Source organism: Streptomyces sp. AF1A, assembly GCF_047340315.1.
In the GTDB taxonomy this organism is placed as follows: Bacteria; Actinomycetota; Actinomycetes; order Streptomycetales; family Streptomycetaceae; genus Streptomyces.
Window position 1 is genome coordinate 107938 of record NZ_JBLEBI010000001.1, and the last position, 12052, is coordinate 119989.

Consider the following 12052-nt stretch of genomic DNA (forward strand, 5'->3'; position numbering starts at 1 on the left):
GCGCCGCCTCGACCGCTCACACGTCTCGGGGAACTGTGGTTCGACACAAAGGACAACGGTTCTATTTCCGTCACTCCGAAGGGTGACACCGGAGTCCTGGTGCGCGGTAACGTGCGCGTCCGGCCCGATCACCGCCACAGCACGGGGACTGTCATGCCTGATCCTTCCATGCCGCCGGGCGACCGGTCGGTGCCGCCGACGGCCTCCCGCGCGACCGCGCAGTCGCGAGCCGGGGCGCTGAGGCGGCGTCTGACGCTGTCGTCCGTGCTGCCGCCGAGCGTGGTCGCCGTGGCGGGCGCGGTGGCCGCCGTGCTGGTCCGGGACGGCCGCCTGGACCGGGCGGACCTGACCGTGGTGTGCGGGAGCCTGGCCCTTCTCGCCGCCGTGGCCGCCGGCATCGCGGGGGTGCGGGCATCGGCGGAGTCACGAGTGATCGGCGAGCACTGGTCGGAGCTGGCCCGCGCGGCCGACCGCAACCGTGCGGAGCTGGCCGAGCTGACCCGCACCGCGGCCGAGGGCAGGGCCGAACTCGAGGCCCTGTGCCGCCGGTTGCAGGCAGGTGAGCTGCCGGTACGGCGCCGGCCGGGACTGCCGCCGCAGACCGGCCCCGACGAACTCTCCCGCCTCGGATACGAGATCGCCGCGGCCCGGCACGGGGCCGAGGCGGCCCTGCTGGAGACCGCCGCCGGCGCGGTCGGTGCGGAACACGGCGCCCGGCTGGAGCAGTTCGAGGTCTTCGCCAACCTGGCACGTCGCCTGGAGTCCCTGGTGCACCGCGAGATCGGCCTGCTGGACAGCCTGGAGAACGAGGTCGAGGACCCCGACCTGCTCAAGGGACTGTTCCGGGTGGACCATCTGTCCACCCGGATCCGCCGCTACGCCGAGAACCTGGCCGTGCTCGGCGGCGCGAACACCCACCGCCAGTGGACCCGCCCCGTCGGCATCACCGATGTGCTGCGTTCCGCGGTGGCCGAGATCGACCAGTACGCCCGGGTCAAGCTGGTGCCGCCCATCGACGGCACGGTCAGCGGCCACGCCGTCGTCGACGTCGTCCATCTGCTGGCCGAACTCCTGGAGAACGCGACGGTCTTCTCCCCGCCCCAGACCACCGTGCACGTGCGGGTGGAGCGCGTCGCCGCCGGAGTGGCGATCGAGGTCGAGGACCGGGGCCTGGGCATGTCCCCGGCCGAACGCAACCAGATGAACACCGTTTTGGGCGCACCCGACAAGGTCGCCCTCGGCGAGCTGCTGCAGGACGGCCGGATCGGCCTGTACGTGGTCTCCGTCCTGGCTCAGCGGCACGACATCGCCGTGCAGTTGCTGAGCAACGTCTACGGCGGCACCCAGGCCGTCATGGTGCTGCCCAGCGCGCTGCTCGGCCCGGAGCCGGCGGCCCCCGCGCCCGCACAGCACCAGGTCCCCACCCCGGACGCGGTGCCGCAGGACCCGGCGGAGTCCGTGGCGGCGGACCCCGGGACGACGACGAACGCCGTCACTGATCCGCCCGTGTCCGACTCCGGACCCGAGCCCGCCCCGCTGTCCTCCGACGGCGTGGACGAGCGTCCGCGGCTGCCTCAGCGCCGGCGTCAGGAACAGGACGCCGAAGCCCCGCGCCCCGTGCGCGACGCCGGTGCTGCGGAGGACGTCGACCACGACCCGGGCCTGATGGCGGCGTTCCAGACCGGGCTGCGCAGGGCCGAGGAAGCGGAGACGCCCTGACCGCCGAGGCCGCCCCGGCGGCCGGGCCCCCGTCCAGCAACCGTTTCCTTCTGCCGAACAGGAGTACACGATCGTGGCGAGCGAAGACCTTTCCTGGCTGTTGACGGGTCTGGTGAACCGGGTGCCGCACACCCGGAGCGCCTTGTTGCTGTCCTCGGACGGGCTGGTGAAGGCCGCGGAGGGGCTGGAGAAGGACGCCGCGGACCAACTGGCCGCGCTCGCCAGCGGGCTGTACTCGCTGGCGCGCAGCGCGGGCCGGCACTTCGACGACGGCGGTGACGTGCGGCAGATCGTGACCGAGCTCAGCACCTCGCTGCTGTTCGTCTCCTCGGCCGGGCACGGCGCGGTGCTGGCGGTGCTGGCCGGACGCGAGGCGGACGCGGCGGTGCTGGGCTACGAGATGGGGATGATGGTGAAGAGCGTGCGCCCGCATCTGGCCACAGCGCCCCGGCGATCGGCGGGGTGACCGATGGCGCCGGTCCTCCCGGACGGACCACTGATCGACGAGGCGGCCGGGCGGCTGGTCCGTCCCTACACCCTGAGCGAGGGCCGGACCAGGGCCACGTCGCCCTTCACGCTGGTGACCATGGTGCGGGCCACCGGCGCCCCGACGCAGGGCGCCTTCGGCCTGGAGCACGCGCGGGTGCTGGAGCTGTGCGCGCGGCCCGTGAGCGTGGCCGAGGTCGCGGCCCGGATGCAGGTGCCCGCCGCCGTGGCCAAGGTGCTGCTGTCCGATCTCGCCGAGGGAGGCGCGGTCGTCGCGGGTGACGCGCCGCCGCAGCCCCCGGGCCGGCCCGCACGACCCGATCGAGACCTCCTGGAAGCGGTGCGCGATGGCCTCCTCAAACGACTGTGACCCGCTGCCCGACGGCCCTCTGCCGATGGGGATCAAGGTGCTGGTCGCCGGCGGGTTCGGCGTGGGAAAGACCACCTTCGTGAACGCGCTCAGCGAGATCGAGCCGCTGAGCACCGAGGAGATGCTGACCGCCGTCGGCGCGGCCACGGACCGGCTGGACGGAGTGGAGAGCAAGGCCACCACCACGGTGGCCCTGGACTTCGGCCGGATCACGCTCGATCCGGCGCATGTCCTGTACTTGTTCGGCACGCCCGGCCAGGAGCGCTTCTGGTTCCTGTGGGAGGAGCTCTCCGAGGGAGCACTCGGCGCGGTGGTTCTCGCCGACACCCGCCGGCTGGAGCACTCCTTCGCGGCGGTGGACTTCTTCGAGCGGCGCGGCATCCCGTTCGTCGTCGCCGTCAACGAGTTCGACGGGGCCCACCGCTATCGCGGGGAGGAGGTGCGCGGCGCGCTCGACCTCCGTCAGGAGGTGCCGGTGGTGCTGTGCGACGCCCGCCTTCAGAGGTCGGGCACAGCCGTGCTGCTCGAACTGGTTCAGCATCTGATCACGACAAGGAGTTGCCATGGCAGCGACGCCGACCAACCCCTCCTCCGGGCCTGAGGCCGGGATCGCCCTGCGCCATCTGCTCCTCCCCCCGGACGACCCGGAGGTGCGCGCCCGGTCCGAGCGGCTGCGCGAGCTGGGCATCGAGGCCCGTCCGGATGCGGAACTCGACGCTTTCGCACGGGAGCTGGCGCACCGCACCGGGGGCTGCTACGCCGGGGTCAACTTCTTCCTCGACGCCGACCGGCAGTACTTCGCCGGGTTGTACAGCGCCGCGCAGGACGCCACGGTGCACGTGGGGCCGCCGCTGCTGGAGGAGCCCGTGCCAGGCCGCGTCATGCCCCGCGACATCGACATGGGCATCTGCCCGCACGTGGTCAAGCGGCGCCGGGCGCTGGTACTGGAGGACGTCAGGGACTTCCCGCGGTTCGCCGGCAACCCGGTGGTCGACGCGATCGGCATCCACTCCTACCTGGGGGCGCCGCTGATCGACAGCACCGGCGTGGTGCTGGGCACGGTCTGCGTGGTCGACCAGGACCCGCAGCCGTGGGGGCGCGAGGGGCTGGAGACCATCAAGGCCATGGCCGCCGAACTGGTCGAGCGGCTGGAGAAGTCCGCGCGCCGCGACTGACCGGGCCGGCCGCCGGGCCGTTGCCGGGGCGGCGGTACGGTCCGGCCCGGGACAGCGGTGCGCTCCGGCGCGGGACGGCAGTACGGCCCTGGCGGGAGGCGGTACGGGACGGCAGTGCGCTACGGCGCGGGACGGCAGTACGGCCCGGCGCGGGACGGCAGTACGGCCCGGCGCGGGACGGCGGTGCGCTCCGGCGCCGGAGCGTGCTGTCGCCCCGGCACCGGGCCCGCCCTGTCAGCCCCCGCCCCCGCACCGGACCGCCGTACCAACCTCCCCCGGCACCGGACCGCCGGATCAGCCCTCGTCGCGCAGCCGGGACGCCAGTTCGGTCAGCGGCTCGGTCTCCTCGGTGTGGCCCTGGGCGGTGAGGCGCGCGACCGCCACGTCGAGGCGGGTGAGGGCGGGGGCGGGGCGTTCCAGGTAGATGCCCTCCACGACGGCGGCGAGACGGACGCACTCGGCCCACTCGCCGGCGTGCTCCGCATCGGGTTCCGGACCGCCGAGCAGGGTGAGGGCCTCGTCCAGAGCGGCCACGGCGGTCTCGTACTCACCGGCGAAGGCGTTGACCCGCCCGTGCTCGTAGGCCAGGGCGCTGTCCAGCGAGCGGCCGCGGGCCTCGTACCCCGCGGCGCGGGCCTCCTCGGCGACCCGGCCCGCGTCGGCGAGGAAGGCGAGGGCGCCGGCCAGGCCCTCAAAACCCTGCTGCTGCGCCTTCAGGCGCGCCAGTTCGCGCAGGCAGTTGCTGAGCTGCTCGTAGCGCGGGGCCTTGGCGTGAGCGGCGAGGGCCTGGTCCGCGGCCTCGCGCGCCCGGCCGAACTCGCCGGACTCCGCGAGGAGTACGGCGGTCTCCGCGGCGATCATGGCATGGCTCCCGGGGTCGTCGTCCCAGTCGGCCGACTCGGCAGCGAGGGCCGCGAACTCCGCCGTGGCGGCCTTGAGATCCTCGCCCGCGTGCAGCGCGCGGGCACGGATCAGCCGCAGCTGGGCGACGAGCCGGTCGTCCAGCTGTCCGGCGGCGACGTCCGGTTCGGCCAGGAGGGAGTCGAGCAGGGCGATGCAGTCCTCGACGCGGCCCAGGTCGAGGCTGAGCTCGGCCGCGTTGCTGTAGGTGCAGAACGCGTCCGTCCGGCTGGCGTGGCGCAGGTCCAGCTCCGCGGAGCGCGTCAGGTGCCGCAGTGCCTCGTCGGGGCGGCCCAGATGCATGCAGGCCTGGGCCAGGTCACGCTGGAGGCGGGCGGTGTCGACCCCGTCGAGCGGCCAGTCGGCGGCCAGGCGCAGGCTCTCGGTCAGGTCCGCGTGCGCGGCCTGCGCGTCCCGCAGACCGAGCCGGAGCCGGCCGCGCAGGCCGAGCGTGCGGGGCAGGTGCCAGGCGGGACCCTGCGCCTTCAGCCGGTCGAGGAGGGCGTCGGTCTCGGTGAGAGCGGCGGGCAGATCGCCGGAGAGCGCGTACGTGCTGGCCCGCAGCAGGAGGGCGCCGGAGACCTGCCCGGCGATGTCGTGCCGGCGGGCGAAGTCGAGCAGCAGGTCCACCTCGGCGAGGACCGGCGCGGCGTGCTCCGTCTTCCGCGACGTCTGCAGCCGCAGGCCGAGCGCGGTCGCCCGCAGCCGCAGCAGACGGGCCTCCTGGTACGGGGCGAGGCCGGGCGTCTCCTCGTGCAGCCGGACCAGGGCCGCGTGGGCGGCGGTCAGCGCGGCGGCCTTCGCCTCGTCTCCGTCGGCACGCTCCCCGGGGATCTCCGCCGCGGGGAGCACCGCGCAGGCGCGGGCGAGCGCCGCCTGAGCCGGCGCTCCGGCCTCGTCGTACAGACGGGCGGCCTCCTCGTACAGGGCGACGGCCGCCTCGAACTCGTCCCTCTTGCCGACCTGGACCGCCTCGTCGGCCAGCAGGTCCGCGCGCAGCCGGGCGAGCGGTCCCACGGCCGGGTCGTCGGGGTGGGCGTAGTCGGAGGCGTCGACGAGCGTGCGCAGCCGTGCCCAGCAAGCGGTCGCGTCCGGATGCCCCTGCTCGTCCAGCTCCCGTGCGCGCACGATGAGTTCGGGTAGCGACTCGGGAACGGCGGCGGTCGTGGGGGCGGCGGGCGCGGCGGCCGGGGCCATCTCGTCGAGGCCACGGGTGCGCAGGGTCAGTTCCAGCGCGTCCAGCAGGGGGGAGCGGTCGAGGCGGGCCCGGCGCTGGTCGGTGTGGGCCGTGGTTCCGTTGCGGGCGTCGAAGCGGGCGGCGAGGTCGTCGGCGCGGCCGCGCACCTCGGCGCGCAGTCCGGCCACCGTCCAGGTGCGGCCCGCGTATCCGGCGGCGGGCAGGTCGCCGCGGCCGAGGGACTCGACGCGCTGGAGGAGGACCTCCACGCCGGTGAGGAGGTCGAGCAGGTCCAGCGGCGAGTCGACCTCGTCGAACAGGTTCCGGTTCTCGGCGAGCAGTTCCAGGCCGCGTGCCTCGTTGCCGGTCAGCGCGCAGAACTCCAGGTGCCGGCCGACCTCCCCAGCCATCGCGGGGTTGCGGCGGCAGCCGCGGTAGCCGGCCAGGTGCAGCTCGCGGGCCCGGTCGGTGCGGCCGGTGCGCAGCAGGGGCAGCAGCGCGTACGACACGGAGCGGGCGGGCTCCTCCTGGCAGGACTCCTTCCCGGCCAGCACGGGCTCCCAGGTGGTCAGCGCCCGCTCGTCGTCGCCCGCCGCGAGGTGGTACCGGGCGCGCTCGCAGGTCTCGCACGCCTCGCAGTCGCTGAGCCGGGTGCGGGCACGGCCCGCCCACAGCTCGTAGGCGAGGGCGGTGTCCTCGCCCACGTGGGAGGCGAGCTGGTACGCCTGCCCGTAGCAGGGCTGGAGGCCGAAGCCGGCCTTCTCGTACCGGTCGCGCATCTCCGTCAGCCACTGGCGCAGACTCGACAGCGGCACCTCGGGCAGCTGGCGCAGGGCGTTGGCCACCCACTTGAACCGCCAGAACAGCGTGTGGCGCAGGCGCTCGTCGAAGACGTCGGGCTGCTCGTCGAAGAGGGTCAGCAGGCGGGCGAAGACGACGGGCGACTTACGGGGTTCGGAGCCGTAGGTGTACGCCTCCTGGAGTTCGAGGAGCGCGTGGACGAGCGGGAGGGGCTCCGCGAACTGCTCGGCGGCATCGGCCAGTTCCTCGGCCGTGACGGTACGGGTACGGCCGTAGGGGCGCTGGTCGTTCTCCTGCAGCGCCTGGTACAGCTCGTCAATCGTCTGGGGTGCGGTCGGCATCGTCAGCTGTCCTTGCGGAGGGCGTGGGCGAGGAGGTCGAGGAAGGAGCGGTTGATGAGGCTCGACTCGGCGGGCCTGAGCGGACGCCGGGACAGCATCGCGGCCTGCCCGTAGAGGGCTTCGGCGCTGGTGCGGGCCAGTTCGGGCTCGTCGATGGCGACGGCGGTGCGGACCAGCGGGTTGAGCTGGTTGAGGATCAGCTGGGCCCGCGGGGCCTCCTGGCGCAGATGGCCGAGGATGTCGCCCCACACCCCGCCCTGCTGCTCGCGGGCGAGCCGGGAGCGGGTGCGCTCGTGCCGGGCCTCGCGGCTGTCGAGGAGGAGGGCGGGCGCGGAGGCCGGCTGGAAGGTGCGCAGCGCGACGTCGCAGTCGAAGACGGCGAGGGCGTCGCGGGCCAGGGCGAGGTAGGCCGCGGCGGCCAGTTCCGTGTCCCGGTCGACGGGGTCGAGGTGGGCGGTGAGCGTGGCCGGGTCGAGGTCGGCGACGCCGACCTCCGGCCTGATCTCCGGCAGCCGGTGGACCAGTTCGCGGTCGTAGGTGTAGCCGCCGTTGACGACGCCGAGCCCGGCGGCCGAGGCGATCGCCGCGACCTGCCGGAACTCCTCCACGCTGGATGTCACGAGCACGGTGCGGTGGGTGCGCGCGAACTCGTCGAGGGTGCAGTGCCCGTCGGTGGTCTCGAACGGCAGCCAGGGCAGCAGCATGCGCAGGATCTCGTCGTCGTGCACCGCGAGCGACTTCACGGCCAGATGGTGGGCCTGGAGGAAGCGGCCCAGCAGGTCCGGGTCGCTGGCCGCGGCCCGGGCGATCCAGGCGCGCAGCCGCTCGGCCAGGGCGTCGCGGACGGCGGCGAGGGTGTCGTCCTCGTACAGGGACTCGCGGGACGCGGTCGGGCGCAGGCTCTCGGCGTCGACGACGCAGCGGACGAAGAACGCCCACTCGGGCAGGATCTCCTCGGCCTGCTCGGACAGCAGCATGCCCTTGACGTGCACGCGATGGCCGTGGCGGCGTCCGGCCGGCACCGTCTCGGGCAGCACGCACGCGATGCCCTTCAGGCCCACGGCCGGCAGGTCCAGCTCGATGGTGTCGAGCGGCGTGAACCCGAAGACCTCGTCGCCGTAGGCGGCCAGCGCGCGGGAGCGCGCTCCCGGCGTGGGGTACGTGCGCGACCACGGCGCGGGCTCGGGGTTGACGGACGCGCCCGGGCCGCCCGTGCCGTCGTCGAAGGTCACGGGGTGGCGCAGCAGGGAGCCGAAGTGGCGGGCCAGCGCGTGCACCTGTGCCGGGCGGGTCCACTCCCCCGCGTCGGCGCGGGGCGTCAGCGTGACGGTGGTGCCGGGCCGGGGACGGGCGGAGGCGGGCAGCGTGCGGACGCTGTAGCTGCCGTCGCCGCGTCCCCGCCACTCCACGGCGGGGGCGCCGGGGGTGCGGGCGGAACGGCTCACGACGTGGATCTCGTCCGCGACCAGGAAGCAGGAGAGCAGGCCGATGCCGAACTGGCCGATGAAGTCGCCGCGTTGCTCGGCGATCCGGTCCGCCCGCTTGCTGCTGCGGCCGATCGTGGCGAGGAAGGTGTGCACGTCGGCCTCGGTGAGACCGACGCCGTCGTCCTCGACGCGCACCACCGACCCGTCGGCGTACAGGCGGATGCCGAAGGCTCCGGCGGGGGCGGCCGGTTCGAGGCCGTGCCGTGCGGTCAGCGCGTCCACCGCGTTCTGCAAGAGTTCACGCAGGTAGACGCGGGGGCTGGAGTAGAGGTGGTGGGAGAGGAGATCCACGAGGCCGCGCAGGTCCACCTGGAAGGTGCGATCGGCGCCGGCCGGGCGGGGCGGGGTTTCGGGCAGAGTCATCGGGCAGTCCGGGGTGGGGTGATCGGTGAGTGGCAGGTGGGCCGGCGCCGTCAGGCGTTGCGCCGGGCGCGGGCGTACATCTCTTCCGGCTTCGCCATGTAGCGCCAGGGCCATGAGGTGTAGGCGCCCTGCAGCTCGTGGAAGACGCGCGGCAGAGCGATCCTCTCGGAGGCCAGGGACAGGGCCATGGCGAACATGTTGAAGTCCTGCTGCCAGCCGGGGCGGCGCACGTAGGCGGGGTGGAGGATGCTGCGCTCGGCCGCCTCCAGCAGCTCGTCCTGGGTCTCCGGGGTGATGAGGCAGTTCTTGTGGTCGGACTCGACCCACTCCTCGATATGGGCCATCGCGATCACACAGCCGAGGCGGTGGCCCTCGGGCGCCCCGGCGAACGCCTCACGGGCGAACGCCAGGGCCTCGCCCGGCTCGCCGCCCCAACGCGGCTGCAGCTGCGACACCCAGGCGACATGGGTCTCCAGGTCCAGCGGGTCGCGGCGCAGGGCGGCGTCCAGCCGGGCCTCGTTCACGGCGGGGCCCAGCGACATGCCGCGGCCGGAGGTGAGCAGGCGGCACCAGGGTGTGATCCATTCCGGCCGCAGCTCGGCGGCCTCCAGCAGCCGCTCCTCGGCGATGCCGAGGCGCTCGCGGAAGACCCGCCACTGCTCCGGCTTGACGTCGACGGCACGCGCGGACGTGCGCGCCTCCCAGCCCCAGTGGATGTACCGCGCCCCGGATATCAGCAGGGCCGTCGCCCGGTGCTCCTTGTCCTCCTCGACGGCCCGGCCGATCCAGTCCTGCACGCCGTCCAGCTCCGCCAGCTCGCCGAGGACCTGGTGGTCGCGGCCGGGGTCGAAGGGTGCCAGCGCCGCCTTGACCGCCGCCCAGTCGCCCGCCTCGGCCGCCTCCACCAGCGCGAGCACCCGCGCGTCGCCGAGCGCGCGCAGCGGGTACACCCCGTTCTTCTGCCTGCGCGACACGGGCACGGCGTGCGGATCCGCCGCCGGCCTCTCCGCACCCCTGCCGAACAACTTGCCGAACATGCCGCGCCCTCCCCAGGTTCCGCGTGATCGTCCGGTGCAGCATAAGCGGCCCCACCGACATCGCTTCCACAGGGTTTTCACCGAGAGCCGCTTCTTCCGGACTGCTCCGCCGCCGGCCTCGCACGCGTGAAGTGCTCCGACCGGACCGGCTCGTACGCCGTGCCGGCCTTCGTTCGTCCCGGCCGGTCCGGTGTGTGCCGGCGGTGGCGGCGGGCACCGGTCCGTCAGTGCTGCCGTCGGCCCGTGATCTCCTTGTACTCCGCCACGGTGGGCTTCGGGATCTGGGTCCCCGGTCCGTACAGGCCGCGGCTGAGCCGGGTGCGCAGGCGCCGTACTCGGGCGGGTGCGCCGTGCGCGCCGTGCGACGGGGGCGGTGCGAGGGGCTCGTACTGCTCATGGGTCGTCAGTTCGCGCAGGCGCTGCCGGCCGAGCGGCTGGTGCACCTCGACGAACTCACCGTGCGGGAGGCGCTTGATGATGCCGGTCTCCCGGCCGTGCAGGACCAGGTCCCGGTCGCGGCGCTGGAGCGCGAGCGCCCACCGCTTGGCGACGGTGAAGACGATGACGGGTACGGCGAAGAGGCCGATGCGGACCGCCCAGGTGACGGCGTTGACCGAGACGTGGAGCCGGATGGCGATCAGGTCGTTCGCCGCTCCGGCGAGTGCCACGGCATACACGCTGAGCCACGCGGCGCCGAGCGCGGTGCGGACGGGCCGGTTGCGCGGCCGGTCGAGGAGGTGATGTGCGCGGCTGTCAGGGGTCAGCCACGACTCGATGAAGGGGTAGGCGCCCAGGGCGAGGAAGAGGCCGACCCCCACGAGCAGCGGGACGAGGCTGTCCAGCGCGAGGGTGTGGCCCCACAGGACCACCTCCCAGCCGGGCATGACACGCAGCAGTCCGTCGGCGACGCCCATGTACCAGTCGGGTTGCGAGCCGGCGGACACCTGGTCGGCGCGGTAGGGACCGTACCGCCAGACGGGGTTGATCTGCGCGACGGCCGCGAGGACGAAGACCACCCCGGACACGAGGAAGAGCAGCCCGCCCGCCTTCACCGCGTACACCCTGAAGGGGAGCCCGACGACGTTCTTCTCGGTCCGTCCGGGCCCCGGGTACTGCGTGTGCCGATGGCGCAGGGAGAGGGCCACGTGGGCGGCGACGAGCATCACCATGGCCGCGGGGATGACGAACACGTGGATGGTGTTGAAGCGCGCGACGAGATCCTCGCCCGGGAACTCGCCGCCGAACAGGAACATCGACAGGTACGTGCCCACGACCGGTACGGACAGCAGCGTTCCGGCGACGACCGCCAGGCCGGTGCCCGACAGGAGGTCGTCCGGGAGGTCGTAGCCGGTCAGGCCGCCGAACATGCCCAGGATCAGCAGCAGGAAGCCGAAAACCCAGGTGAGTTCGCGCGGCTTGCGGAAGGCCCCGGTGAACAAGACACGCATCATGTGGGCGAGCATCGCCGCGACGAAGATCACGGCCGCCCAGTGGTGGGCCTGCCGGATCAGCAGGCCGCCGCGCACGTCGAACGAGATGTGCAGGGTGGAGTCGAACGCGTCCGACACCCACTGCCCCTGGAGCGGAACGTAACTGCCGTGGTATTGCACCGGTTCCGACGACGGATGGAAGTAGAACGTCAGCCACACCCCGGTGAGGACCAGGACGAGAAAGCTGTACAGGCAGATCTCCCCGAGGAGAAAGGACCAGTGGTCCGGAAAGACCCGCCGCGCGGTGGCCCTGACCAGACTCCGCGTGCCGAGCCGGGCGTCGGCCCACTCGGCGACCTGCTCTCCTGTGCGGCGGTGGTGTGGTGCGGACGGCTCAGGGCCGCTGACCATGTCTTCCCCCTCATCTCGGCGGTGGTGCTCCTGGCCGCCGATCGCGAACCGGTCTCACCCCCTATGACCGTGCGCCGCGCGAAGATGTGACACGTCGTGCCGCGGCCGCTCACCGTCGGTGTCCTCGCGCCCACTGTCCGCGGCACCGCCCGCCGCTGCCCGAGCGGGGCCCGGCCCCGGCACACCCGTCGGAGAACACTGGTCGTCCCCGGGTGTGCCGGTCGCGAGCGCGGCCGCCTCCGGCGCGCCGCACTCGACGCATTCCCACGGTGTGTCCGGTCCGACACGCCACAAGCTGTCACAAGGCAGCGGCATCCGTGGTCAAACAAACAGACGCAGCGGTCGGTGGACGACG

Annotated in this window: 9 protein-coding genes; 5 read left to right on the forward strand and 4 right to left on the reverse strand. The window is 73.5% G+C overall.

All coding sequences use genetic code 11. The annotated features are described in order from the left end of the window. Positions 1–153: 153 nt before the first annotated feature. The 5 genes from ACLU3S_RS00395 to ACLU3S_RS00415 all read left to right on the forward strand — a co-directional run bounded on the left by ACLU3S_RS00395 (position 154) and on the right by ACLU3S_RS00415 (position 3750). Positions 154–1719 carry a sensor histidine kinase gene (locus tag ACLU3S_RS00395; RefSeq protein WP_413949620.1) on the forward strand — a complete coding sequence of 522 codons (1566 nt, stop codon included), beginning with the start codon at positions 154–156 and terminating at the stop codon, positions 1717–1719. Between the two features lie 73 nt (positions 1720–1792). Beyond that, positions 1793–2185, forward strand: a complete 393-nt coding sequence (locus ACLU3S_RS00400; RefSeq protein WP_413949621.1) for a roadblock/LC7 domain-containing protein — start codon at positions 1793–1795, stop codon at positions 2183–2185. 3 nt (positions 2186–2188) lie between these two features. Next, on the forward strand, positions 2189–2575 hold the full coding sequence (locus tag ACLU3S_RS00405) for a DUF742 domain-containing protein (protein ID WP_413949622.1): 387 nt from the start codon (positions 2189–2191) through the stop codon (positions 2573–2575). After that, positions 2553–3176: a GTP-binding protein gene (locus ACLU3S_RS00410; protein WP_413949623.1), complete on the forward strand. Its 624-nt coding sequence runs from the start codon at positions 2553–2555 to the stop codon at positions 3174–3176. Before ACLU3S_RS00405 ends, ACLU3S_RS00410 begins: the two co-directional genes overlap by 23 nt. Further along, a complete protein-coding gene (locus tag ACLU3S_RS00415; protein WP_413949624.1) occupies positions 3139–3750 on the forward strand; it encodes a GAF domain-containing protein in 612 nt (203 codons plus the stop codon). The genes ACLU3S_RS00410 and ACLU3S_RS00415 overlap by 38 nt, the downstream gene beginning before the upstream one ends. Positions 3751–4044: 294 nt before the next feature. Here ACLU3S_RS00415 and ACLU3S_RS00420 read toward each other — a convergent pair whose 3' ends face one another. The 4 genes from ACLU3S_RS00420 to ACLU3S_RS00435 all read right to left on the reverse strand — a co-directional run bounded on the left by ACLU3S_RS00420 (position 4045) and on the right by ACLU3S_RS00435 (position 11697). Then, on the reverse strand, positions 4045–6969 hold the full coding sequence (locus tag ACLU3S_RS00420) for a hypothetical protein (RefSeq protein ID WP_413949625.1): 2925 nt from the start codon (positions 6967–6969) through the stop codon (positions 4045–4047). A 2-nt stretch (positions 6970–6971) separates the two neighbouring features. Continuing rightward, positions 6972–8819: an HSP90 family protein gene (locus tag ACLU3S_RS00425; RefSeq protein WP_413949626.1), complete on the reverse strand. Its 1848-nt coding sequence runs from the start codon at positions 8817–8819 to the stop codon at positions 6972–6974. Between the two features lie 50 nt (positions 8820–8869). Continuing rightward, positions 8870–9856 carry a hypothetical protein gene (locus ACLU3S_RS00430; protein WP_413949627.1) on the reverse strand — a complete coding sequence of 329 codons (987 nt, stop codon included), beginning with the start codon at positions 9854–9856 and terminating at the stop codon, positions 8870–8872. Positions 9857–10080: 224 nt separating this feature from the next. Then, the gene (locus ACLU3S_RS00435; RefSeq protein WP_413949628.1) at positions 10081–11697 is read right to left on the reverse strand and encodes a cytochrome b; all 1617 of its coding nucleotides are present in this window, start codon (positions 11695–11697) and stop codon (positions 10081–10083) included. Between the last annotated feature and the right edge of the window lie 355 nt (positions 11698–12052).

What these genes read in the sequence shown, in the direction of transcription:
- ACLU3S_RS00395 (WP_413949620.1), top strand. Translation starts at nt 154, where the DNA reads ATGCCTGATCCTTCCATGCCGCCGGGCGACCGGTCGGTGCCGCCGACG.
- ACLU3S_RS00405 (WP_413949622.1), top strand. Translation starts at nt 2,189, where the DNA reads ATGGCGCCGGTCCTCCCGGACGGACCACTGATCGACGAGGCGGCCGGG.
- ACLU3S_RS00410 (WP_413949623.1), top strand. Translation starts at nt 2,553, where the DNA reads ATGGCCTCCTCAAACGACTGTGACCCGCTGCCCGACGGCCCTCTGCCG.
- ACLU3S_RS00415 (WP_413949624.1), top strand. Translation starts at nt 3,139, where the DNA reads ATGGCAGCGACGCCGACCAACCCCTCCTCCGGGCCTGAGGCCGGGATC.
- ACLU3S_RS00420 (WP_413949625.1), bottom strand. Translation starts at nt 6,969, where the DNA reads ATGCCGACCGCACCCCAGACGATTGACGAGCTGTACCAGGCGCTGCAG.
- ACLU3S_RS00425 (WP_413949626.1), bottom strand. Translation starts at nt 8,819, where the DNA reads ATGACTCTGCCCGAAACCCCGCCCCGCCCGGCCGGCGCCGATCGCACC.
- ACLU3S_RS00430 (WP_413949627.1), bottom strand. Translation starts at nt 9,856, where the DNA reads ATGTTCGGCAAGTTGTTCGGCAGGGGTGCGGAGAGGCCGGCGGCGGAT.
- ACLU3S_RS00435 (WP_413949628.1), bottom strand. Translation starts at nt 11,697, where the DNA reads ATGGTCAGCGGCCCTGAGCCGTCCGCACCACACCACCGCCGCACAGGA.